This is a genomic window from Runella sp. R0.1_18, from assembly GCF_057652155.1.
Genome location: NZ_JBYFCK010000011.1, coordinates 191923 through 216881 on the forward strand (window position 1 = coordinate 191923; position 24959 = coordinate 216881).

The 24959-nt window shown below is 44.7% G+C and carries 16 protein-coding genes; 12 read left to right on the top strand and 4 right to left on the bottom strand.

The features are described 5' to 3' along the window. Positions 1–19 precede the first annotated feature (19 nt). Positions 20–514, bottom strand: coding sequence for a hypothetical protein (locus AC23P2_RS19580; protein ID WP_487774762.1), 495 nt, complete (start codon positions 512–514; stop codon positions 20–22). A 21-nt stretch (positions 515–535) separates the two neighbouring features. Continuing rightward, positions 536–1081: a heavy-metal-associated domain-containing protein gene (locus AC23P2_RS19585; RefSeq protein WP_487774763.1), complete on the bottom strand. Its 546-nt coding sequence runs from the start codon at positions 1079–1081 to the stop codon at positions 536–538. 110 nt (positions 1082–1191) lie between these two features. Between AC23P2_RS19585 and AC23P2_RS19590 the strand changes: the two genes are divergently transcribed. From AC23P2_RS19590 to AC23P2_RS19620, 7 genes are all read left to right on the top strand, one after another. Then, on the top strand, positions 1192–2382 hold the full coding sequence (locus AC23P2_RS19590) for a Gfo/Idh/MocA family protein (RefSeq protein ID WP_487774764.1): 1191 nt from the start codon (positions 1192–1194) through the stop codon (positions 2380–2382). A gap of 400 nt (positions 2383–2782) precedes the next feature. Beyond that, positions 2783–3616, top strand: coding sequence for a MotA/TolQ/ExbB proton channel family protein (locus tag AC23P2_RS19595; protein ID WP_028523791.1), 834 nt, complete (start codon positions 2783–2785; stop codon positions 3614–3616). A 110-nt stretch (positions 3617–3726) separates the two neighbouring features. Then, a complete protein-coding gene (locus tag AC23P2_RS19600) occupies positions 3727–4353 on the top strand; it encodes an ExbD/TolR family protein (protein ID WP_487774765.1) in 627 nt (208 codons plus the stop codon). Between the two features lie 31 nt (positions 4354–4384). Next, entirely contained in the window at positions 4385–4951 is a 567-nt protein-coding gene (locus AC23P2_RS19605; RefSeq protein ID WP_487774766.1) for an ExbD/TolR family protein, read from the top strand. Between the two features lie 27 nt (positions 4952–4978). Next, positions 4979–5806 carry an energy transducer TonB gene (locus AC23P2_RS19610; protein ID WP_487774767.1) on the top strand — a complete coding sequence of 276 codons (828 nt, stop codon included), beginning with the start codon at positions 4979–4981 and terminating at the stop codon, positions 5804–5806. 219 nt (positions 5807–6025) lie between these two features. After that, positions 6026–6961: a PstS family phosphate ABC transporter substrate-binding protein gene (locus AC23P2_RS19615; protein ID WP_487774768.1), complete on the top strand. Its 936-nt coding sequence runs from the start codon at positions 6026–6028 to the stop codon at positions 6959–6961. A gap of 90 nt (positions 6962–7051) precedes the next feature. After that, complete coding sequence (locus AC23P2_RS19620) at positions 7052–8830, top strand: tetratricopeptide repeat protein (protein ID WP_487774769.1); 1779 nt, start codon at positions 7052–7054, stop codon at positions 8828–8830. A 67-nt stretch (positions 8831–8897) separates the two neighbouring features. Here AC23P2_RS19620 and AC23P2_RS19625 read toward each other — a convergent pair whose 3' ends face one another. Continuing rightward, a complete protein-coding gene (locus tag AC23P2_RS19625; protein WP_487774770.1) occupies positions 8898–11132 on the bottom strand; it encodes a hypothetical protein in 2235 nt (744 codons plus the stop codon). Between the two features lie 33 nt (positions 11133–11165). Beyond that, positions 11166–13373, bottom strand: a complete 2208-nt coding sequence (locus tag AC23P2_RS19630) for a two-component regulator propeller domain-containing protein (RefSeq protein WP_487774771.1) — start codon at positions 13371–13373, stop codon at positions 11166–11168. Positions 13374–13637: 264 nt separating this feature from the next. On the opposite strand from AC23P2_RS19630, the gene AC23P2_RS19635 reads away from it, so the two are divergent. The 5 genes from AC23P2_RS19635 (at position 13638) to AC23P2_RS19655 (ending at position 24891) form a co-directional block, all read left to right on the top strand. Next, the gene (locus tag AC23P2_RS19635) at positions 13638–14180 is read left to right on the top strand and encodes an RNA polymerase sigma factor (RefSeq protein ID WP_487774772.1); all 543 of its coding nucleotides are present in this window, start codon (positions 13638–13640) and stop codon (positions 14178–14180) included. Between the two features lie 423 nt (positions 14181–14603). Continuing rightward, entirely contained in the window at positions 14604–17999 is a 3396-nt protein-coding gene (locus tag AC23P2_RS19640) for a SusC/RagA family TonB-linked outer membrane protein (RefSeq protein WP_487774773.1), read from the top strand. 29 nt (positions 18000–18028) lie between these two features. Continuing rightward, on the top strand, positions 18029–19672 hold the full coding sequence (locus AC23P2_RS19645) for a SusD/RagB family nutrient-binding outer membrane lipoprotein (protein WP_487774774.1): 1644 nt from the start codon (positions 18029–18031) through the stop codon (positions 19670–19672). Between the two features lie 216 nt (positions 19673–19888). Then, positions 19889–23173 carry a SusC/RagA family TonB-linked outer membrane protein gene (locus tag AC23P2_RS19650; RefSeq protein WP_487774775.1) on the top strand — a complete coding sequence of 1095 codons (3285 nt, stop codon included), beginning with the start codon at positions 19889–19891 and terminating at the stop codon, positions 23171–23173. 23 nt (positions 23174–23196) lie between these two features. Then, positions 23197–24891, top strand: coding sequence for a SusD/RagB family nutrient-binding outer membrane lipoprotein (locus AC23P2_RS19655; RefSeq protein ID WP_487774776.1), 1695 nt, complete (start codon positions 23197–23199; stop codon positions 24889–24891). Positions 24892–24959: the final 68 nt, after the last annotated feature.

Sequence of the window (24959 nt, forward strand, 5' to 3'; positions counted from 1 at the left end):
ATCGACTGTGGACTTAAAACTATAAAACCTTCTTCACTCTTTCTTGAACACTTTCCAAATCGGCCTTGATTTTTTCAATGTTCGTTTTTATTTCTTTCTGAATTTCAATCATTTGTTCACCCGACACCTCAGGGGCTGGTTTGTGGTCGTGGTGGTGATGCTCTTCGCCTTCGTGGTGGTGGTGTTCGTGAGGAAGTCCAGGCACTTCAACCAAGTTTTCTTCCCATTCCTCAAACGATTTGGCCACAGCATCTAACTGCGCCACTGTCGAATCAATGCTTGCAATAGCTGCGGCGTCGGTTAGGGATTTCTTTTTATCGTTCAAAACTACTTTCAACGAATCAATTCCCTCAATTTGTTCGTGCAGTGCTTCTTCAATTTCCATGGAAGCCAAGTGAATTTTACCTGCTTCTTCCATTTTTGGGTCTTTGTCTGGCCCACACGCCACAAACACGAAGCTACACGAGGCAAGTACACAGCCGTAAAAAAACGTACGGTGGATGAATGTTTTCATTTTGAGGTTGGGAGTTATTGGTTAGTCAATTGTTGTCACTTCGTATCCTTGTTGGCGAAGTGCAGCCAAGATAGTTTGTTCTGAGGTTTTTCCCAAATAATACCTGACCGACACCACTTCATCGTTGAGTTTTATTTGTGAAGGTACCACACCTTCTACCGACTGCAAGGTTGTGCTTAATTTTTCGACCGATTTTGGTGGTTTTTGTAACTCAAATTGCGCCACTCGTGTGTTACGAATACGCTCAAACTGAGCTTGCGCCAAGCGGCTATCTTCGGCTTGAAAATAACGGTGGGGAATGATATTAAGCACCACAGTAAGGGCCACAGCAGTCCAAAAAACACGTTTTTCAAAAAGAGAGGCGACGTGAGAGGATCTTAAATAAAGATCGTAAAAAGACCAAGCCAACACGCTTAATTGGAGAACCATCAATGGAGCACGGTACTCGGCCAGCCACGCAATTGAAGCTCCGTTAAAAAGGACTACCACCAAAGGCAACCAGCAACACAGCAAGTGCACTAGCCCCGTTAAACCTACATTTAATGTAACAGAAATAATTCTCGACATATCTATTTGCAACTGTATTGCAAAAGTACTAACAAAAACTCATCATTAAAAAGTTTACTATAAATGCTTTTTTCTAAAACTTGTTTCTAATTATCAACAAATCAGATTGTATGCAAAAGATAGCCATGCTCGGTTCGGGGTTTATTGGGCGTTTTTATGCCGATTCTATTCATGGTCAGCGCAGCCGCGACCGTGTGGTAGCGATTTATGCGCGGAGTGAAGCCAACGCTAAAAAATTTGCGGATGATTACCGCTGTTCTTTTTGGGCGACAGACATGGAGGAGGTTATTGCCCATCCTGAGGTGACGATGGTGTGCGTGGCGTTGCCAAACAATCTGCACGAAGCCGCCGTCATGCTGTGCGTAAAACACAAAAAAGCAGTGGTATGTACCAAACCACTTGGGCGGACGGCCGAGGAGGCGCTTCGGATGATGAAAGCAGTAGAGGAGGCGGGCGTATTTGGCGGGTATCTGGAAGACCTTTGCTACACCCCCAAATTTCTAAAGGCATTGGCCAGTGTAAAAGAAGGAGCATTGGGGCGAATCCTATGGGCAAAGTCCCGCGAGACGCACCCTGGGCCGCACAGCAATTGGTTTTGGGACAAAGAACAAGCGGGAGGAGGTTGTATCTTAGATTTGGGGTGCCACTGTATCGAAATCGCGCGAAACTTTATTGGTAAAGATGTCAAGCCCGTCGAAGTGATGTGCTGGGCAGCTACTCAAGTCAAGCCGATTGATGCCGAAGACCACGCCATCGCCCTTGTCAAATATGAAAATGGAGCCATAGGACAGCTGGAAGTGAGTTGGACGTTTCGAGGAGGTATGGACTTGCGGGACGAAGTGATGGGTACAGAAGGTACCATTTGGATTAATAATTTTTTGAGGACAGGTTTTGAAATGTACACCAGTGGTACAGGAGGAGAGTATGTGGCTGAAAAGGCAGAAAGTAAGACTGGTTGGTTGTTTCCTGTAGGAGATGAAGTGAACGATTTAGGATATAACCACATGTTTACGGACATGTTTAATGCCTATGAAGAAGGAACTATTCCTGCCGAGACGTTTTATGATGGCTATGTCGTCAATGCGGTAATTGATGCCGCCTATCGGTCGGCACAGACAAAGCAGTGGGAGCCCGTCGTTTTGCCAGTTTGGCGAGGGCAAGAAGGGGTATCCCAAAAAACTACGTTAGTAGAGTACGATGAGCACTATTACCTTATCAAAGAGGAAGTAACCCACGATGGACGTCACAAAATCATTTTGAAGGACAAGCAGAGCCAACAAATTATTGAACGCGACCTCTGATACTTTGATTTATTTTTCCAAAAATTGAAGAGAGGCATAGAGTAAAATAATCCTCCGCTTTTCTTTGGTTTTAGCTTTTGTCTATTTGTTGGCAGAGGTATAGTTATAGAAGTGATAAAATAGGGTAATGCTCTTTTTTTGAGCCTTTTAGGGGGTAAAAATAGCCCTTTTAAGCTACTCAAGAAAGAAGGAGGGGAGATTAAAATATCCACTCAAAAATCCCAAAAGGTGATATTTTTATGTATTTTTGGGAATCGTTCACCGCATTTTTTGTAACTATTTCAGAGAATCGCCAATAAAAATTTTCTTGGCGAACGCATTACCCATTTAATATTTTCGTTTTCTTTACAGCGCAAACACTTAAACTATTTTTTTCAATTAAACCCTAAAAGTAAGTCTGATGGAAAAGAAGGCTACATCTCCAGCACCGGCCAAGGCGGCCGCCCCAAAAAAATCAGCAGGTGGTCTAAACCCAATTTTGGTTATCCCTGTGTTGCTAGTCATTGGTATTTTATCGTATCAATTCATTTGTGGTGACCCTAGCCACTTTGTTGACGGCGACCACGAGAAAGGACCTAAGTCGGGAGACTACTTCGGTATCGTTTATGAAGGAGGCCCAATCGTACCGTTGTTGTTTACCTGTTTCCTAACCGTATTGGTTTTCTCAATTGAGCGTTTCTTCATCCTTGGCCGTGCCAATGGCTCAGGTTCAATCGATGAGTTCGTTCGCAAAGTAAAATCCCTACTTGACAAAAACGAAGTTGAAAGCGCTATCAAAGAGTGCGACAAACAAAAAGGTTCAGTAGGTAATGTTGTTAAAACAGCTCTTCACAAGTTCGTTGCACTTCGTACAGAGACTGAATTGACAAAAGACCAAAAATTAGCTGCTCTTCAGAAAGAAGTTGAAGAAGCAACAAGCCTTGAGCTTCCTATGCTTGAGAAAAACCTTACTATCATCGCTACCTTGGCATCAGTTTCTACCTTGACGGCTCTTTTGGGTACGGTATTGGGTATGATTCGTGCGTTCGCGGCGATGGGTAACGCTGGTGCTCCTGATACAGGTGCTCTTGCAACGGGTATCTCTGAAGCCCTTGTAAACACGGCCCTTGGTATCGGTACTGCAGCGATTGCAACCATCATGTATAGCTACTTCACTAGCCGTATTGATACGTTGACGTACAAGATTGACGAAATCGGGTTGAGCATTCAACAAAACTTCTCTGCTCATAACTAATTATGAGTAAATCAAAGTAAATGAGCATATATAAAAAAATTATATATAAATATTTGCTTTGTATTTGTTAATGTTCTACATTTGTATAGTCAATCAAACCATAACGTATTATGCCTGCTTTAAAACCCAAGCGGAATTATCCGATGATGGACATGACGGCGATGTGCGACGTGGCATTCCTTCTACTGACCTTCTTTATCTTGACGGCTCAGTTCAAATCTCAGGATGCTGCAACCATCGAAACTCCTTCGTCTATCTCGGCGATTAAAGTTCCCGATAAGGATCTTATGATTATTAGCATCGGTAAAGACGGTAAAGTTTACTTTGGTGTTGACAATCCACAAACGCGTATCTCTATGCTTGAGAATATTGCTCAAACAGAAGGGTTGCAGTTTACGGATAAGCAAAAGAAAATCTTCTCACTTCAAGCAAACTTTGGTGTACCCATCCGTGGGCTATCTCAATGGTTGCAAGTTGGAGCTACCACTCCAGACAAGCTGAAGGAGATTGCTCAACCAGGTATTCCGACCGACTCTACTGCGCAAAACGAGTTAGCAAAATGGGTTTATCAAGCCCGTCGCGCTAACAGTGGGCTTCGTATTGCCATCAAAGGTGATAACGTAGCTAAGTTCCCAGTATTTAAAGATGTAATGGGCTCATTGCAAGCACAAAACATCAACAAGTTTAACTTGATTACGGGAACGGAGGCACCTCCTCAAGGCTGGAAGGCTGACTAATTTGTACCACTTTTAAAATTCGTATAAGAAAATGGCAGAAATAGCACAAGGTGGTGGCGGACATGGTGATAAGAAAGTCCGCAGTAAAAAAGCCTCAACCCGTGTAGATATGACCCCGATGGTGGACTTAGGCTTTTTGCTTATTACGTTCTTCATCTTAGCAACTACACTTAGTAAGCCTTCGTCGATGTCGGTAGCAGTACCTGATAAACAAACGGATGTTAAAAACCAAGAGACTGAGCCATTAAAAGCTTCCAAAGTTTTAACCCTGTTTTTAGGTAAAGATAATACCGTATGGGCGTTAGATCGCATAGCAGCAGATGATGATAAGGCTAAAACAGACCTTAAAAAAGTGTCTTATGGTCAAGATTTGCGCGGATTGATTTTCCAGTCGCAGGCGCAAGTGGATCGTGAACACGGTAAAGATGACAAAGGGCTGAGTCAATTCGTCTGCGTTATCAAACCATTGAAAAGTAGCACTTACAAAAATATGGTGGATGCCCTTGATGAAATGGCTGTCACTAAGAGTAAGCGTTATGCCCTGGTAGATGCCCTTACGGATAGTGAGAAAGAGCTACTAGGCGATAAAGCGGATTAATTGTAACATAAAAACTAACCAAACGCAATGGCTGAAAATAAATCATCCACGATGACTCTCGATGACATAGTATTCGAGAATCGGAATAAAGCGTATGGTGCGTATGATCTCAGAACAGTCTATCGCCCAACTCTCACTAAATCAATGTTGATTGGTGGTGCTATCTTTGTGTTGGCGATGCTTTCTCCTGCGTTGATTAGCTTGATTCCAAAGGAAGAAGAGGAACAATTTATGCAGGAAATTGACTTGATGAAAATGCCACCTCCGCCAATTGACCCGAACGAACCGCCACCGCCGCCACCTCCACCAATCGAGGTTCCTAAAGTGGCTACGATTAAGTTCCTTCCTCCTGAAGTAAAAAAGGATGAGGAGGTTCCTGAGGAAACACCACCACCAGTAGTGGAAGAATTGGAAAAGGCAGTTGTTGCTGATAAAACCCAAGAAGGAGACGAAAACGCCCAAGAAGCGATTGTAGCTCCCGAAGAAACTGCTCCTGTAAAGGAAGAAGTTAAGGTTGTTGAAGCAGCACCCGTTGAAGAACAAATCTTCCAAGTGGTAGAGCAAAACCCAGAATTCCCAGGTGGTATGGCAGCATTGGGTCAGTATTTAGGTAAAAACCTTAAATACCCAGCCGCTGCTTCTCGCGCTAACGTGTCGGGAAGGGTATTCTTGACTTTCGTTGTTAACACCGACGGTAGTATCCAAGATATCCAAGTGCTTAAAGGTCTAGGCTTTGGCTGCGACGAAGAAGCACAACGCGTAGTGAAGGGTATGCCTAAGTGGAAACCAGGTAAACAATCGGGTCGTAACGTACGGGTAAAATATAACTTACCAATTAGCTTCGTCTTGGAATAATAGCACGTATGAAGCGTAAACCACTTCACCAGCAGCTGTCGTCATCACTCTCGATGGTTATAGGGCTGGCATATTTAGGAGGAGGCCTCTATTTAGTGGCCTCCTCCGCTACTTTTGGCGTACTCCCTTCTGGAGCACTCAGGTATCTTTTTGGCGCAATGCTTATTGTGTATGGAGGGTATCGGTTCTATCGTGGATATAGTCTTTATAAAAGTGAAAATGAATAGAGTTCTTATTGCTTTTTTGAGTGTGGTAGTGTCTATCATCACCACCTACTCTTGCAAACAAGCCAACGACTCCGCCTTTCATGGCACTGTAACGATTACATCGGATGAATCACTTCAGCCAATGGTAGAGCAGCTGTGTCAAGGATATGTGGGAACTCACGCGGGTACCAAGTTTAACGTTAGATACCTTCCCGAACATTTGGCAATTGCCAAAGTAATGGAAGATAGTAGTCGCTTAGCCTTTGTCACGCGTGAACTGACCACCTCCGAACAGAATGTCTTCAAAACCCGTGGAATTCGGTATAGTCCCCAATTTATTGCCATAGATGGGCTAGCATTGCTCACCAGTAAGACCAATGAAGATAGCCTCATTACCTTGAAAGAGGTGGAGGGTATATTCAAAGGACAGATTAAAAACTGGTCGCAGCTCGAAGGAAGTCAACAAACAAAAGACATTGTATTGGTATTTGATAATGCCAACTCCAGCAATCTTAACTTTGTGATGAACAAGTTTGGATTGACGGATTTGAAAGGCTTGCAGATTTTTTCGGCAGGCTCGAATAAAAAAGTAATTGATTATGTGCGCCAAAATCCCAATGCCTTAGGATTCATTGGCGTTAACTGGATTAGCGACGGTGAAGTCCCCCTGACCGCCGAGCTGTCAAAAGGGTTGAGGGTATTGGCGGTGTCGGATAAAGAAAAGCCAACAAGGCAGGACTATTATCAACCATTCCAGCAAAATCTACGCTTTGGGAATTACCCATTAGCCCGCAAGGTATATATCATTAGTCGTGAGATGCACGCAGGATTAGGAAGCGGATTGCTGAATTACATCATGAGAGATGTCGGAAGTTTAATTATTGAAAAATGCGGTCTTTGGCCTGCAAAACCATTTAATCGGGAAGTAATATTAAAGAAAGAGATATAATATTTTTCCATTAAGGGACAATTTCATAGTTTTGTTTCCCGTTTCATAGTCAAATTTTTCTAATCACCCCACATTACAACCTACTGAAAGATGAACATTAGATCCAAATCGTGGTTGGTAGCGTTTGCCGCAAGTGCGTTCGTTTACAGTCAGGCATTTGCTCAAGACATTGCCACTGGTTTAAAACAATTAGATGGAAACCAAGCGTGCTTGGCAAAAGAAACTTTTGAAAAGTTAGCGACATCTACACCATCAGCGGAAAATCAGTTCTACCTTGGTTACTACCATTTACGCACCAAACAACCTGATCTTGCCAAAGCAGCCTTTGAAAAAGGATTAGCTGCTGATCCTAAAAGCAAAGAAAACCTCAACAAGGTAGGAATGGGAGCTGTTGCCCTAGCGCAAGGTGACCGTACTGGCGCTCAGACTATTTTTGCTGAAGTTTTGAAAGCGACAAAGAGCAAAAATGTAGAAGTGTTGCAACGCATTAGCGAGGCTTACACTGGTTACATCGTTATTGACTCTTTGAAGCCGATTTACAAGACAACTGACCCTGCCGAATCTATCCGATTGGCTGACTTAGCGATTGCACTTATGTTGAAGAGCGGCGCTAAAAACCAAGAGGTGTATATGGCAAAAGGAGATGCTTTTTACCTCAAAGGTGAAGCAGGTCCTGCGGTATCGGCTTATGAAGATGCCATCAATGCTAACCCTAGCTTAGGAAAAGCATTTGCAAAAATTGCCAAAATCTATTGGGGTGGACGTAACTTGGAATTGGCTCAAACGAACTTTAAAAAGGCGATTGAGGTGGATCCAGAATACGGCCCAGCAAACAAAGAGTATGCTGAATTGTATTTTTACGTTCGTCAGTATAAGCCAGCGTCACGCTACATGGATGCGTACGTTGAGAAACTTGGTGTTTGTGCTACTGATGATGAATTGCTCCGTAGTGCACAGTTTAACTTCGTTGCTGAAGAATTTGCCAAGGTAAATACAAAAATTGCCAAGGTAATGAGCAGTGGCCGTACAAGCGATGTACTTTACCGTATGCAAGGATGGGCAGCGTACAAAGAAAACCAGTACGAGAAAGCCATTCAAAACTTGAAGAAGTTTATCCAACAAGCGCCGCAAAAAGCGATCGATAATGACTACCGCTATTTGGGTAACTCAATGCTACGTATCACTCCAGCTGATACCGCAGCAGCGGTGGCTTTCTTAGAAAAAGCAGCGGAAATAGATACCGTTGATAATGGTTACAAAGAAATTGCGGCCATGTATAACGGTGCAAAGAACTACGAAAAAGCAATTGAATATTACGAGAAAGTAATCAAGAGAGAAAAGAATCCATCTCTCCAAGATCTTGTCAATCTTTCGTTGCCACTTTATAACGTTGCCAATCGTATCTTCCCGACAGGAGCTGATTCTTCCGCATTGCGCCAGAAAAAGCGTGATTATTTCATGAAAGCAGATGAACTTTACAAGCAAATGCTTGAGCGTAAGCCTGACTACTTGTATGCCCATGGACAGCGTGCCAAAGCAAATTATTACGCTTACACGCGTGAAGAAGCGATGGCCAATGGGTTGGCGATTCCTTTGATGGAAAACTACGTAAAACTTGCTGAAGAAGATAAAGCCCCAATGGACGAAGCTAAGAAGGCTAACTTAAAGTCGTTCTACCAAATCTTGGGTGCTTACAGCGTGATTACGTTGAAAGACGACGCAAAAGCAAAAGAGTGGTTCACAAAATTGATTACACTTGATCCAGGTAACAAAGTAGCTGATGATTTCTTGAACCCAAAACCTGAAACACCAGCCGCACCTGCTGCTCCAGCTAAAACACCTGCCAAAACTCCAGCTAAAAAAGCATAGTTGTTTTAGTAGTTGATATAACAAAAAAACCTCTCGAATCACGAGAGGTTTTTTTGTTGGGCTAAAGTTACTTTTTGGGTTCCGAAATAACACCCAGATACCTTCCAAGCCAGTACGGAAGCAACCAAATATCTCCAGCACTGTGTTCGGAAGTGCCATTGCTACCGTTTCGGTCGAGGTTAAACATGTTGGCATTGTGGCGCTGTACGGGGCGCTCGTCGGGAGGAAGCACTTCTTTAGTGGTTTGACCACGGAAGTTGGGCGCAAGTTTTTCGATGTCTTTGCGGTGGCTGTTTGAAATGCTCCAGTCGATGAGGTCAAGTGGATGTTCTTGCAAATACCAAACTGACTCGTTTAAATCAAAGTCTTTAGCTCCTGTGAGGGCCGTAAAAATGTTCCATGCACCTTCTTTTTCAGGGCGTTCGATTTCCCAGTGGTCGATGATTGCCTTTTTGAAATGGGTTTTGAGTGTATCGTTAAAGGCATATCGGTATAAACCCCAATAACACACAAAGTACATCTCATCGTCGGAGTGGTTCCAGCCGTCTGATAATTCTTTACTGAGGGCGTCGGCATCATCGGCAGCAGGGCCAATTTCTTTCATTGGGCGCATCAAATTTTCAAAGTAGCCGTGTTTGTTCATTAGCTCAAAAGCCTTCTCCTTGTAGATTTCTTTCTTCGTAAAATGGTAAGCCGTTTGTAACATGGCAACGATGTTGGACGACGTAATTTTACGGTCGCCCACGTTTTTAGGCATTGCATTTACGTACTCAGGACTCCAGCGCCCCCAGGTAGTTGGCTTACCGTCAAAATCGACCAAATAGTAATTGTTCTGAACAATATGGCTCATTAAGCTGTCTATCAGTGTGATAGCTCGTTTTTTAAGAGATGGGTCATCAATCAGCTCGGCCATCGTACCAAAAGCAAAGATGTGCCCTACCGCCTCGTCACTGCTTGTGGTGGCTTTCCAGTCCCATTCAGGGTCAGCGGAGTGCTGCCAACGTTCGGGGTCAGACAATTGAGGAATGAAACCGCTACGCTCGTACGAACGTGAAGGAAAGCCTTTCACAGGGTTGATGCTGTAAAGTCGCTCCATGGCATCGAAAGCTTCACGGCAGTTTTGAAGGGCTTCGGGGTCTTTGGTAACGGCATAACGGTAAACTTCTCCTCCCAAATACATCGAAGTCCAAAGGCCATCATTGTCAGAATCGGCCAAATAACCCGTGCCAATGTTGCCCTTTTCCATGTTGTCGAGCGAGGCATTGAAGCCATTCCGAATGTGGCGGCTGCGAACTTGTTGTTCGTAGTACATCGCTTTTTCGTGAAGGGTCATTTGTTTGAAACAAATTTGGCCTAGCCCACCTTTGGTTAATACCAGTGCGGAGTTACTTGGGCCTTCCGAAATATGCACGACTTGGTTGCTTGGAAGCCAGCGCTCACCGTTGTAGTAGTCAAACTTTCCGTCAGCACGCAGCGCAAAAGCGCCGTCGGTGGTTCCAAACCAAATTTTGTCGCCAATGCTTTTCACGGCCGTGATGTCCGTCCAAGGTAGTTTTTTGCGAATGTCGCCTACTTGTTTTTGTGCCGTAATGTCCCATTCGATGTAACCATCTGAAGTGCCGATAAATATTTTTTTATTGTCAGTCGAGACATCAAACGCAGTTAAGTTGGCTCCGCTGAATACTTTGTTCAACTGGTTGTTTTTGAACGAATAAAGCCCCTGGCGTCCAAGTATCCAATACGTGCTGCTACTTACTTGGTAGCTTATTTGAAGTGCTTCATCCGACGATAAATTGCCTTTCCAAAGCACTTTGGAATCATTGACGAGGAAAAGGGCTTTGCCATCCGAAACCAAGAACTCAAAATTAGCACCACCCGCAAACAAACGAGCAGTGGGAAGTTGGTGTTTTGAAAAAAGTTTTCCTGCCCACGAGTTGCTCAGTACAGTCTTGTCGTCGAGATAAACAAACTGGCTTTCATAGACGCCAAGCGCGCTTATTTTTTTGTTTTTGAGCGGTCGATACGTTCCGTCGGGCTGCAACTTACCGTGGTATAAAAAATGCCCATCATAAGGTTGGGCAAGACCCTTATCGGTCAAAACCTTGATGACGCCATTGCGGTCACTATAGGCCGATAGCAACGTGCCGTCGGTTGGTTGGGCATAAAATTTGACACTATAATCTTGCCAAAATGGGGTGTCTTGGTGGACGGGTTGTTGCGTAGCTGTCGAGTTTTTGGGGCTGCACTTGGAAAAGAGCACAGCGCAAAAACAGACAAAAAATACGGTTTTGATGGTTGACATAAATGAAATATAAATAGTGAAACAGTTGTTGGTCTATCGAATCATCCCCAAATAGCGCCCCATCCAATAGGGCAATTGCCAAAAGACAGGTTCGCGTTCGCGGTGCGGGTCGCCTCCAGCGGCAGTCCAGGGATTTTTATCCCAGCGTACCGTCATTCGGATGCTGGGTGGTTGTAAAACATTGACTTGTTCGTCCTCCAAAACGGGCACCCTGACAATCGCGATGTCCTCGCGTTGGCGGTGGTCGATGGGCCAATCAATGAGATCGAGTGGCGTATCAACCAGAAAATCAACGGACGGTTTTAGCTCTACTTGCTTGTTGCGGGCATAGCAGTAGATGAAGTTGATGAGCGGATTTTGGTCGCCTTTACGTTTTTCAAACCAGTCGTCCATGTGTTTTTGGTAAAAAGCGAGGCGAGTGGGGTCTTTTTCGTATTTGAGCAAAATGGGATAAATATAGGCTTGCAAAACCACGTCAAAATAGATAAACCAAGCAGGGTTTTGGTGAAGAACTTGGGCCATATTGTCGAGATAATGCTCTTTTTCAATGAGGTGAAGATACTGCTGCTGGTAAAGGGGGTTTTGGGTAATGTGGTAGGTAAACAAAAGAAAACCGAGCATTTCCATGGAGTTTTGCGCGCGGTCGGGTGCCCACTCAGGGTCGCGGTTGAGCTGGTCTGGCGACCATACCGACCAGCGCGTAGCTTTCCCGTCGATGTCAACAAAGTTGAAATTATGTTTAATAAGGTAATCCATTATGCGGGTTACGTGGGTGCGGATGACCTTTCTTTCTGCCTCGTCGGCAACGAGTTCATAATAAAAAAAATACCCAAAGAAGTGTCCACACATCTCATCGCTACTGGTATCTCCTTTCCAGAGCCATTGTCCATCTTTAGACTTACGCCAGCGCGTTTCGACGGGCTTGAAACGCGGTTCTTTGACCAACTCATCGGCCAATTCCTGAGCGGTATATTGGCGATTGCCGTCGTGTAGCCTCGTCCAGTCGGCAGGCACAATGGTACGCGCAAAAAAGCCATCGGTATCGGTGATTTGTTGTAGTTTTTGCAAGAAAAGAAAAGCCTTTTTCGCGTTTTCTTTGGCGTCGGGTGCGTGAGTGGTTGCGTAGCGAAAACTCTCCATTGCGAGGTAATTGCCCGTGTATTCGCCGTCGTTGTCGTCATCTTCGGGTTTCCAGCTCGAAATGTCCCCCGCTTTTTCAAGCCAACATTGCCCCGCAATCCAAGGGGCGCGGATGTGGCGTTTTAAAAGTACGTCTTGAAAGAAATCGTTTTTGGTCGCCAAGGTCATTTTTTGTTTTTTGATAACGCTGACTCCTTTTGGGGTGGCGAGATAAGCATTGCCCGCAGTATCAAACGAAATGGCATTGATGTGGTCGTGGAGCAGCCACCGCTGACTAAATAACAAAGAACCTTTGCTAGGATTGGTATATCGGACTATGCCTTTTTCGGTACCTACCCACATGGTACCATCGGGGGCTTTGTTGAGGCAGGTGACATACACCGTCGGGAGGTTATTTTGGGTCGTAATTGCTTGGACTTTCTTATGGTTTTTCAGAATGCTGACTCCCCCAAGCCCCGCAGCCCAAAGCTGTTGTTGGGCATCCATCGCTATGCCCTTGATATACCCGCTCATGACTTCATCTTTTGCTGTCAAAACACGGGTAGTTCCTACCTTATTAATATTATATAGGCCGACGTCGGTAGCGAGCCATACCTCTCCTTGCGCATCGCAGTGTGCAGCCCGAACCGAACGGGGGATTTGCACCTCTTTTTTGACAAAACTACGGCCGTCAAAACGCCACATACCCGCTGGGCCAATGGCGTAGGTGCCTTCGGGAGAAGCGCAAAAAACGGAGATGGGGCCATCGGTGCCTAAGACTCGCTCCAGTTTGTGGTTGGAGTAGTGATAGGCACCGTTCCAAGTGCCCAACCAGAGCGTAGAAGGGGTGTCGGCAAAAACGGTGTAGGCAGGGCCATCGCCAATGACGGCTTCCCACGCAGATTGGGAGGTATTTTTACGAAATACCCCACGTGGAGTGGCAATCCAAAGTTTGCCATCGGGAGTTGCCACTATGCTTCTCACTTCTTCGGTGGTAGGGTGAGCTTCGTGGATTTCTTGCCAAAAAGGGCTGTCTGAATAATGGCTGTTTTGTGCGTGGGAAGTAATCCAGCTCCCCAAGAGACACCCAACGATTGACAAACAAGCGATGCAAAACTTCATGTTGTTGTGATTATGCTAAAAATAATACGCAACGCCAGAGAGCAAAGGCTATTACCTAACTGTTAAAATTTGAGCTTCTTAAAAGAAGAAATGACATGTAAGTATAATCCTGTATTATGTTTTTATTATTATATTTTCACTTTGCGTGATTTGAGGATATATTTACGCAATTTGATACGAAGTCTTCTCTCCGATGACGTATCTTTACTTCACAAATCCACAAATAGTTCTGTATCTCATTTCCTCCCAAAACCCTGAAAAACCATGGCTTGTATCAATGAATACGTCTTACGGAAAGTAATCCAAGGAGACGAACTCGCTTTTACTCAATTGTATAATCACTACAAGACGCCAGCCACAAAATTTTGTGTTTCTCTGATCAAAGAAGAGGAAGAGGCGGAAAACATGGTACACGATGTTTTTATCAAAATTTGGGAAAAAAGAGGGCAAATCAACCCTGACCTGAATTTTAATTCTTATCTGTTTACTTGCCTTCGCAATTTGGCTTTCGACTATTTCAAGAAAGTAGAAAAGAACCAGACGTTGCGGCAAGAGTATTTTGATAGAATGGAAGAGGCTTACGAGATAGCACCTGACACTGAAGAAGCGAAAATTGTGCTTCTAAAGGCAGGGATTGAAGCACTGTCGGAGAAAAGAAAGCAAATCCTAAAGCTGAATGTAGAAGAAGGAAAGTCATACCAAGAAATCGCAGAGTTGATGCGCATTTCAAAAAATACCGTTAAAAATCAGCTAGTTAAGGCAAAGCAATTTTTACGTGACCGCGTTGATTTAGCCGCGGCACTCTGATTTTATTGATTTATCGCACACTATTTCAGTGAAAAGCGAGGTCAGTGGATGCTACATCCATTGGCCTCGCTTTTTTATGCTTTAATTTTAAAAATTTACAAAAAGACATATTTATTAATTATAATTTAATTCTGTTTTAATTTCGATTTAATACAGACCAATATTGATAATGTGCTTTTGTATTTTATGATAAATTAAATAAAATACTGATAGTCAAAAATATAATAATATATACTGTAGGCAAAAGTCTTAACTAGCCGCTGCAAATGATACCATTTGCGGCGGCTGTTTTTATAAGGAGTAAGTCAAATTAGTTGACTAGAAACGAGGTATATTTTTTAATCGGATTTTAATCTCGTTTTTTAGCCTACCTAATGGGGTGGGGGGTATTTATGGGTACAATCAATTAAACAACTTACTAAAATGAAGGACAACTCTACTATGGGGCGAATGCTGAAGCGAATCCTACTGACGACGATGGTTGTGAGCGGATGCTTCGCGATGGTTTGGGCACAAACCAGAACCATTACGGGGAAAATTACCTCGAAAGAAGACGGGAACGCTATGCCGGGCGTGAATATCGTCTTGAAAGGCACCCAACGTGGTTCGAGCAGTAATGCTATGGGTAACTTTTCAATCGAAGTTCCAAACAATAACGCAGTACTGGTATTCTCTTTTGTGGGATACAAAACCCAAGAAATTCCAGTGGCTGCGCGTAGCATCATTGAAGTAGCATTGGAGCCAGGCGCAGAAAGCCTACAAGAAGTGGTGGTAACTGCCTTGGGGATTAACCGCGAAAAACGTTCGTTGGCGTATTCGGTGGGAGAATTAAAATCAGAAGACATCGTGAAGGCATCTAACCCTAACTTGTTGAAAGCCCTAGACGGAAAAGTAAGTGGGGTAAACCTCACAAGTTTGAGTAGCGACCCTACGTCGTCGGTGTTGGTGAACATTCGTGGGTCGTCGGCGATGCCTACTTTGAGCGATGCCAACGTTTCGCTCAAAAGCCAGCCTTTGTACGTCATCAACGGTGTGCCTGTGGGTACGCAGTCGTTTACCAACAAAGACGGGGTTGATTTTGGAAACATTCTTTCGCAACTAAACCCCGAGGACATTGCTTCGGTAACGATCCTGAAAGGTGGAAGCGCAGGCGCACTTTACGGAGCAGAAGGTGGCAACGGCGTTATTATGATTACGACCAAATCAGGTGTGGGATTGAAAAAAGGCATTGGGGTGAGCTTCACGTCAGCAGCTACTACTGAAAAAGCCTACCAGTTTTTCCCCGAACAAACAGTGTTTGGGCAAGGCGAGCGTGCCTACGAATGGCAATACGACAATACGGATACCTGGGGGCCGATTCTTGATGGTTCATTCAAAGCCGATTACTGGGATGTAGCGGCGAAACAATGGAAAAACGGTCCCATGGTATCGTCGGGAGAAGACCGGGTCAAAGAGTACCTCCAAACGGGAAGTACATTGACGAATACGGTGGGTATCACGGGTAATTACGATAAAGGCTCGTTCCGCTTTTCGATTTCGGACATGAACAATAAAGGGGTAATGCCCAACACGAAAACTGATCAGAAGTCATTTACGCTGAATACAACCTACAATTTGACGAAAGACATTCGCGTGTCGGTAAGTGGAAACTACATCAAAACCTTTACCCCCAATAAAGCGAACGTCACAGGTTCTAATAGTGTATTGAACGATTTGCTTTTTAACTTACCAACCAACTTGCAGCCACTGTCACAAATGCGTGATTATTGGTTGACAGGTTTTGCGGGAGTTCGCCAAAACGGAGCCATTATGAAAGACAACGGCATTGATGTAGCTCAAAACAACCCTTGGTGGCTTACCTACGAAAAAATCCACAAATTCTCGCGTGACAACTACTTTGGCAAAGCGCAATTGGATTGGCAGTTGTCGAAGCCATTTTCTTTGGTGCTCCGTACGGGTATGCAGAACGTGAGAGAAAACTACGAATTGCGCCAATCTTGGGGAGCAAAAGGAGATGCTTACGGACAATATGTAGTGGGTAACAACAACAGCATGGAAGCCAATACAGATGCGATTTTGACCTACAACAACACATTTGGCAAAATGAACTTGTCAGTGTCGGGCGGGGGTAACTACCGCTTTACGAATGCCAGTACGCTCGAAATTACGGGGGGAGATTTGAGCTCGCCTAACTTGTTTACGCTCGCCAACATCAAAGCAGGAACGCTGACGGTGAGTGGTACGGGTACTAACTTAGGTACAAACGTAGGTGCGCCGTATTTCAACGGAAAATCGGTAAGTGCGTACGGAATGGCGAACCTTAGCTACGACAACAAGTTGTTTTTGGAAGTAACAGGCCGCAACGACTGGAAAGGGGCGTACGCTCAAGAAAAAATCAGCTATTTCTATCCATCAGCTTCGTTGAGCTGGGTGGCTTCAGAATCATTTAAGTTGCCACAAGTGATAAACTATTTGAAAGCTCGCTTGAACTACGCCGACGTAGGAAACGGCTTGGTGCGCCGTCGTTCGATTGATACGTATAGTTTTGATGCAAGTCCTTGGGGTTCTATCAACACCGTTAGCTTGAACGCCACCATCGTTGATCCTGACTTGAAAGCGCAACACTCGATTTCTAAAGAAGCAGGTTTTGACCTTTGGATGTTTAGCAATCGTTTGAAACTTGATTTCACCTACTTCGTGAAAGACCAAAAAGACCAAATCGACAACATTCCGTTGGTACAAGGAACAGGCTATACGGGCTTGTTGACCAACATCGGCGATGTTCGCAACAAGGGTTTTGAATGGGGGTTGAACTTTACGCCTATTAAAACCAAAGATTTTACGTGGGATGTTTCAGCAAGCTTTACGCACTATAAAGCTACAATTACGCGCTTGTCTGACAAGTTTGCCCCCGCAGGATATGTATTTGCCAGCTACGATGGTAAAACAAAAGTGAAATTGGCCCAAGGCGAGGTAATTGGAAGCATCTACGAAGAAAATCCTATTTTACGCGTAAAAACAGGGAAATATGCAGGTATGCCTTTGTTGGATAGCCAAGAAGGTAAAATCCAAAAATCAAGCGATGAGCGTGATCGTGGTAAACTCGGTAACTTTAACCCTGATTTTATCTTAGGCTTGAATACGACATTGAAGTACAAGCAATTTACGCTTGGCTTGGTAGGAAGCTTACGTAAAGGGGGTAAGTATGTGTCGGTCAACCAGCAATATGCGGAATCGAACGGACGTGCTATGACAACCTTGGGCTCGGGCGACAACAACCCTTGGTGGGTAGGTGGACGTGATGCAGCACACGGTGGAATGGTTTGGCCCGCTGAAAATGCCAGCGACTATGCAGCAATCAATTCAAACAACAACGATAAACGCTCTGATTTCCAGGATGCTAGTTACGTAAAAGGTGTTTTCTTGAATCCTAACTACAAAGGAGACCCTGCCGCTGCTACTGATGCCGATTACATCGTAAATGGTGCTAATCCTAAAAACACGTTCTATGATTTTCCTTATAACGGCTATGGTGACATCATCTGGAACTTCTCAGCCACAAGAACGTACGATGCTACCAACTTCAAAATGAGAGAAATCACGTTGGCGTACACGTTGCCCAAAAACCTGACCTCTAAGTACAACCTCAACAACGTATCGTTGGCGTTTATTGGCCGTAATTTATTCCAATGGAATGCCTCTGGCCGTAACGAAGACCCTGAGTCAGCTTTTACGGGAGTAGGTACCAACCAAGGTATTTTGAGAGCAACCTTGCCAGCGATTCGTTCGTACGGCTTGAAGCTTTCTCTTGATTTTTAAGCATTTACTATCACTGTACAATCAAGAACATGAAATCATACATAAAAATTTTCGCATTCTCAGCCTTACTGACAGGAATCACAACGTCTTGCAGTGAAGATGAACTACGGGTAGTGGATACCGTACAGCAGCTCGACGCGGTAGAATCGGTCAACGACCCGTTCTTGTTGGCGTCGGTCATTAAGCAAACGTCGCTTTTCTACCAAAACATGGGCTTTGACAACCGCCGCCTTCCTAGTGCGGTGCAACACATGCAAAGCAACTACCAGAGCGGCGACAACTTCTATTCAGGATTTAAGTCGCCGATTGACGACATGTATTCGGCCATGAATATCCTTAAATTGATTGACGGTTCAATCGGCTTGGCCGATAAACGGGCGTCGAAAGTACACAAGGGTATTTTTATCACATTTCGGGTGATGTTGTTTTCGTACATGACCGATTTTTATGGCGATGTGTATTATACCCAAGCCCTGAAAGCACGCGAGGGGATTTTATACCCCAAATACGACAAACAGTCGGATACCTACACGGGGTTGTTGAAAGAGTTGGACGATGCCACGGCGCTGATGAACTCAGGTACTGAACCCATCGACAAAAGTTATGACTTGATGTTTGGCGGGGATAAAACCAAGTGGCTCAAATTCGCTAACTCGCTCAAATTGCGCTTAATTATGCGTGCTTCGGGCAAATTGACGGATGCTGGTGCACGAATGACTGCCGTGCTTGCCTCTCCAATTTTTACGGATGCTACCGAAAATGCCTCCATTGCGTACGTAGGAACAACGGCAGAGAACTCGTGGAAAGGTGGTACAATCAACTGGGGTTCGGTCGATGAATTTAATAAACGCCGTCCTTGTAAAACATTGGTTGACAAGTTGGTAGAGTTAAAAGATCCGCGTTTGAACGTATGGGTAGCTCCCGTAGAAACGCCTTGGACGACCGATAAGGCGAAAGATGGACAAACGGTGTCAACAACCGATGCCAACGGCTTTACTTATACTTCAAAGTGGGAGTATTTGGACGTGAACAACAAAGACATGGCCGCGCAAGTATCCAACATCACCGATACCGACAAGCTATATGTAGGATTTATTGCGGGGATGTTGAGCGACTGGAAAAACGGAAATGGGCACTACAATACCGCCGCAGGTGGGGTAGTGGGTAACTTTAAAGTTTCGCAGTATTCGCAGTTGTTCCGCCAAAACAAGCATAATTTGCTCAAAGCCCAACTGATGAACAGCGACGAAGTACAGTTCATTTTGGCCGAAGCTGCTGCCAAAGGTTTGATTTCGGGAAGTGCAGATACGTATTACCGCAAGGGCATCACCAACTCACTCTTGCGTTGGGGGGTAAAACAAGCCGATGTGGATAAATACTTGGCACAAACCAGTATTGCTTTGCCAACTGATAAGGCTGGGCAGTTGGCCAAAATTGCGGAACAAAAATGGTTGGCTTTATTCACCGTTTCGACGGAAGCGTACTTGGATTTGCGCCGTACGGGCTTGCCAAATATCTTTAGCAATGGTCGCTTGAGTGGTTATACATTTCCCGTTCGGTACCGCTACCCAGGCAATGAATTGGGGCAAAACCGCGCGGCTTACGACTTGGGAGTAAGCACGTTATCGCCAGCGATAGATAACGAGTTTTCAAAAATGTGGTTGTTACAGTAATTGAATATTTTTTGGTGAAGAAACAATTTTTGATTCTTCACCAAATTTTTTTCTTAAAGCATAAGTATCTTTTAGTCAATGAATTACATTGTATTTTATATATAAACGTAAAATAAAAATTTTCTCTTCTTTACCAAAAAATAATAAATCTGCAATAGTCTGAATATTTGGTTAGTACGTACCATTGGTACTAACTAATTAAACTTAGCAGACTATATGAAACACTTTTTTCCTTTAGAGCGGGTAACGAGGATGTTGCTTGTAATAGGATTGGTATGGGGAGGACTCTGTACTTCAGTGTACGCCCAACTTAGAACCATCACAGGTAAAGTAACGACTGGCGAAGACGGCTCTGCCATGCCTGGCGTGAACGTCGTACTAAAGGGTACCCAAAAAGGGACCAGCACAAACGCCGCAGGTAATTACTCAATTGAGGTAAACGGGGCTAATCCAGTACTCGTTTTTTCGTTTGTTGGGTATGATCCAACGGAAGTTGCGGTAGGAAACCGTAACATGGTTGACGTAAAATTGAACCCAGGTGCCGAAACACTCGGGGAAGTGGTCGTAACGGCCTTGGGTATCAAACGTGAAAAACGTGCCCTTGGTTATTCGGTAGGCGAAGTGTCTGGTAAAGACATTGTAAACGTACCGCAAGAAAACGTGTTGAATGCCCTTTCTGGACGCGTGGCTGGGGTGCAAATCAACCAAACGAGTGGCGTTGGTTCTTCGGTGAGTATTGTTATTCGCGGAGCCAAATCGTTGAGCAACGACAACCAACCACTTTTTGTCGTGGACGGGGTACCTATTGCCAACAGCTTGAACAACCTTCGCTCGATGGGTGATCGTAACAATGTGGACTACGGTAACGCCATCTCTGACCTTAACCCCGACGATGTAGAAAGTGTTTCGGTCTTGAAAGGCCCAAGTGCGGCCGCCTTGTACGGCTCACGTGCAGGAAACGGGGTGATTTTGATTACGACAAAATCGGGTAAAAAAGGCAAAGGCTTGGGCGTGTCGTTCTCAACGAGCAACGTATTCGAGACCCCTTACCGCTTCTTAGATTTTCACTACAAGTATGGAAACGGAAACCGCAATGCGCGCTTAGACGAAACGTCGGCATACTGGGCTGGCCCAGAGTTGGATAAAGGTATCTTGGCTGCCCAATGGAATAGCCCATTGGACGCAAACGGTCAGAAAATTCCTACGGAGTTGAAGTCGTACAAAGACAACATGAAAAACTTCTTGGAAACGGGAATTACGACGACCAACAACTTGTCGATTTCGGGTTCAAGCGATAAGAGCACTTACCGCGTTTCGTACAACTACATGCAAAACAATGGCCCTATCCCTAACTCGGATTTGAAGCGCCATACATTGTCGGCAGCTGGTACGTATGACATTAGCAACAAAGTTAAACTCAGTACCAACTTAAATTTTGTTCGTTCATTCTCTAAAAACCGTCCATCCACTGCCAACCGTGGAGCAAACCCGTTGGAAGCTGTTTATTTGTGGCCACACGTGGACGTGAGAGATTTGAAAAATTACTGGGTACCTGGTAACGAACAAATTCGCCAGCTATCTCCTTCTGCCAATGGTGATAACCCTTACTTCTTGGCCTACGGAATCAACAACGGCTTCAACCGTGACCGTGTGTATGGAAACATGAAGTTGGATTACAACATCACGCCAGAACTCTCAGCCTTTGCAAGGGTATCGTACGATATGTTTACGGAAGATCGTGAAACCAAAATTCCTTGGAGCTACTCTCGCGTACGTAACGGAGGATATTATTTGCAGGGAATTGGCCGTAATGAAACAAACACAGACTTCTTGTTGACCTACAAAAAAGCCATCAAATCGTTTGATTTGAGCGTGTCGGGTGGTGGAAACTACATGGTACAGAACTACAAAGAAGACTACATGGGTGGTAGTATTCTAACTGTGCCAGGCTTGTACCGTATCGGAAACATTCCGTTGGCATCGCTTCAAGTCAGCAATGGTAGCAATAAAAAAGAAATTTATAGCTTGTACGGAATGGCGTCTTTGGGCTATAAAAACATGCTTTACTTAGACTTGACAGCCCGCAACGACTGGTCGAGTACACTTCCTGCCGAAAACCGTTCGTATTTCTACCCATCGGCTTCTTTGAGCTGGTTGGCCAATTATACGTTTAGCTTACCAAAATCAATTTCATTGTTGAAATTCAGAGCAGGTTGGGCACAAGTGGGTAACGACGCCGCACCATACCAATTAGTGCCAACGTTGGGTACAGGTACTTGGGGAAGCTTGATCACGACCAACGTACCAGGTACGCTGTTGAACGCCCAGTTGAAGCCTGAAATCGCCACTTCAACCGAATTTGGTTTGGATTTTGGTTTGTTTGAAAACCGCATTCGTTTTGAAGGAACGTACTATTACGTAGAGAATAAAAACCAGATTTTGAGCATTACGACTCCATCTTCGTCAGGTTTTGGTAGCAAGCTTATCAATGCAGGTTTGTTGGCAAGCAAAGGCTGGGAAATCAACCTCGGTGGTAGCCCAATCCGCGACAAAAATGGCTGGAATTTGGACGTGAACGTAAACTTCACCCGCAACCGTACCCGCATCAAAGAGTTGACGGAAGGAATGGATTTCTACCAGCTTTGGGATGACAACAACGGTGGTGCATTTACCTACGTAGGTCAAGAAATTGGTGACATCTATAGCCGTGGCTACGCAACAGTGCAAGATGCGTCTTCGCCGTATTACCGTTGGCCTATTTTGGACAGAAATGGTAGCTGGATTCCTGTCAATGACCGTAATGCTCGGATGAAAGTAGGAAACTTTAACCCTAAGTTTATCATGGGTATGCAAACTACACTTTCGTACAAGCGCTTCTCATTGGCGGCTAGTTTCGATGCACGCATCGGCGGTAACTTCCAATCTTATACTTATCGCTACGGCGAGTCTGACTGGAAATCGCAACGCCAAATTGATAACCTAATTCCTGGTGGATTGTATTCGGAAGCGGAGCTAGTGGCACTTTTAAAGTCAAATCCTGATCAGTACATCATCCCTACAAATGGAAACTTCCCTCGCGTAGGTGGCTACACCAAAGCAACAGGTGGTATGGGTGCCGATGGCGATGGTGCTTTTGTTCCAGGGGTAATTTTACAAGCTGATGGTACGTACAAGGAGCATTTGGGTGGTGCAGGTACTAACATTTTCCCTATTTCAAACACCTATCCTTGGAGCTACAACCAACAAATTACGTTTGACGCGTCTTTCTTGAAAATGAGAGAGCTTTCGTTGAGTTACAATATCCCTAACATTGGCGGGTTCCGTAATGCCAGTATCTCAATTTTCACACGTAACCTCATGCTTTGGAACGCTGCAAAAATCGGAATCGACCCTGAAAGAGCATTCCAAGCAGATGGCGGTCGTTTCAGACAAGGTATCGAGTTGCAAAACGTAATGCCTTGGACCATGCCAATCGGGTTTAAGTTAAATTTCAATTTGTAATCAACTAACATTCATAGCGTACGATGAAAATGTTAAAAATCTTATCAAAATCGGCGTTGGCCTTGGCAATTGTGGTTGCCTCGTCGTGTAGTGACCGTTTGTCAGAAACAAACGTAAACCCAAACGGGATTGACCCAGCTACTGCTAACCCCAACCTAATGATGCCAGAGGTGATGAACTCGGCAGCTAGGGCGTATTTGGAACTTGGCTACGGCGACGTGGCAGGGGTAGCCCAACACATCCAGCACGACGGCTGGTTTAGCGGCGTCAATCACTATGATTGGGGCCCGCAAGACTGGAGTGGCTGGTACAACATGCTCCGTAACAATGAGTTTATGTACAAGCGCTCGGTGGCGCTCAACTACAAGTTCCACCAAGGCGTAGCGCTCACCATGCGCTCGTTTATCTTTGGTGTTATCACGGATTTGTGGGGAGATGCTCCTTATACATCTGCCGTGAAAGGCGATCAATCTAACGAATTGTTGAAACCTACTTTTGATAGTCAAGAAGTAATTTACAAAGGAGTTATCGCGGATTTGAAGGCGGCTTCTGAGCTTTTTGCTACAAAAGATGCAACTGGTTATACGACGGGCTACGATTTGTTTTACGCAGGAAATCCTACATCGTGGCAGAAATTTGCCAATACTTTGTTGTTGCGTTATTACATGCGCGTTTCTGACAAAATGCCTGCTGAAGCAAAAGCTGGAATCGAAGCAATCTATAGCTCAGGTATTTACATCAAAACCCAAGCGGAAGACGCTACCATGGCTTATATTGGTGCTACTGCTGGAAACGCATGGCCTGGTGCCGTAGCTTTTGACCAAGAGCAGTCAAACTTTAGAAGAAAGAAACCTGCGCAGGCGTTTGTAAATGCGCTGGTGTCAACGGGCGACCCTCGTCTGAAAGTATGGATTGCACCAGTTCACGTGCGTTGGGTGGCTGACGAAACCCTCACAACCGACGTAGATAAGTTTATCCGTAAAGACGGGGTAATTCAACAAAATGTAAGCTATTTGACTGACTTGGTGCTACTTGCAGAAGTGAAAAAAGGCGCAAAATATACGCGTCATTACAATCCTAAATTGTACAAAGGGACATTGGATACGGGTGAGTACGTGGGTGTACCTGCGGGACTTATCCAGCCTGATACGTACAACAATAACCCAACACCTGGCCAAACCGTACAAAACCAACACGTATCTCAGCTTGCCGAGATTTATCGTGGAAGCAGCGGTGGCTTGTTGAGAGCTCGTCTGGCATCATCGGCCGAAGCGTCGTTTATTTTGGCAGAAGCCGCTTTGAAAGGCTGGTCGGTAGGGACTGCTCAAGCGCATTATAATGCAGGTGTCAAAAATTCTCTTGAAACTTGGGGAGTAGGTTCGCAGTATGATGCGTTTATAGCTAAACCGGGTGTTGCATTTAACAACACTTTGGCGCAGGTAATGGAGCAAAAGTGGCTTGCTAACTGGACAATGGCAACGGAAGCGTGGTTTGACTACCGCCGTACGGGGCTGCCAGCGTTGAAAGCAGGGCCTGCTTCTGCCGAACCTGTTGTAGCGGTGCGTTTCAATTACGGAGACAATGAAGTAAACTTCAACCGTACTAATGCTGACGCCGCTATCAATAAATTAGAGGTAACAAAACATTCTGGTTTAAGAGGAAAAAATAGCCAATGGTCGAAACCTTGGGTTCTTCAAGGGACGAATAAGCCTTGGTAATTTTTTGGGTTAGTTGAACAAAAAAAGGGCAGAATATTTCTGCCCTTTTTTTATCTAAATGTTTCTAA

Excerpts from the sequence above, each read along its gene's own strand:
- AC23P2_RS19580 (WP_487774762.1), bottom strand. The coding sequence starts at position 514 with ATGAAAACATTCATCCACCGTACGTTTTTTTACGGCTGTGTACTTGCC.
- AC23P2_RS19585 (WP_487774763.1), bottom strand. The coding sequence starts at position 1,081 with ATGTCGAGAATTATTTCTGTTACATTAAATGTAGGTTTAACGGGGCTA.
- AC23P2_RS19590 (WP_487774764.1), top strand. The coding sequence starts at position 1,192 with ATGCAAAAGATAGCCATGCTCGGTTCGGGGTTTATTGGGCGTTTTTAT.
- AC23P2_RS19595 (WP_028523791.1), top strand. The coding sequence starts at position 2,783 with ATGGAAAAGAAGGCTACATCTCCAGCACCGGCCAAGGCGGCCGCCCCA.
- AC23P2_RS19600 (WP_487774765.1), top strand. The coding sequence starts at position 3,727 with ATGCCTGCTTTAAAACCCAAGCGGAATTATCCGATGATGGACATGACG.
- AC23P2_RS19605 (WP_487774766.1), top strand. The coding sequence starts at position 4,385 with ATGGCAGAAATAGCACAAGGTGGTGGCGGACATGGTGATAAGAAAGTC.
- AC23P2_RS19610 (WP_487774767.1), top strand. The coding sequence starts at position 4,979 with ATGGCTGAAAATAAATCATCCACGATGACTCTCGATGACATAGTATTC.
- AC23P2_RS19615 (WP_487774768.1), top strand. The coding sequence starts at position 6,026 with ATGAATAGAGTTCTTATTGCTTTTTTGAGTGTGGTAGTGTCTATCATC.
- AC23P2_RS19620 (WP_487774769.1), top strand. The coding sequence starts at position 7,052 with ATGAACATTAGATCCAAATCGTGGTTGGTAGCGTTTGCCGCAAGTGCG.
- AC23P2_RS19625 (WP_487774770.1), bottom strand. The coding sequence starts at position 11,132 with ATGTCAACCATCAAAACCGTATTTTTTGTCTGTTTTTGCGCTGTGCTC.
- AC23P2_RS19630 (WP_487774771.1), bottom strand. The coding sequence starts at position 13,373 with ATGAAGTTTTGCATCGCTTGTTTGTCAATCGTTGGGTGTCTCTTGGGG.
- AC23P2_RS19635 (WP_487774772.1), top strand. The coding sequence starts at position 13,638 with ATGGCTTGTATCAATGAATACGTCTTACGGAAAGTAATCCAAGGAGAC.
- AC23P2_RS19640 (WP_487774773.1), top strand. The coding sequence starts at position 14,604 with ATGAAGGACAACTCTACTATGGGGCGAATGCTGAAGCGAATCCTACTG.
- AC23P2_RS19645 (WP_487774774.1), top strand. The coding sequence starts at position 18,029 with ATGAAATCATACATAAAAATTTTCGCATTCTCAGCCTTACTGACAGGA.
- AC23P2_RS19650 (WP_487774775.1), top strand. The coding sequence starts at position 19,889 with ATGAAACACTTTTTTCCTTTAGAGCGGGTAACGAGGATGTTGCTTGTA.
- AC23P2_RS19655 (WP_487774776.1), top strand. The coding sequence starts at position 23,197 with ATGAAAATGTTAAAAATCTTATCAAAATCGGCGTTGGCCTTGGCAATT.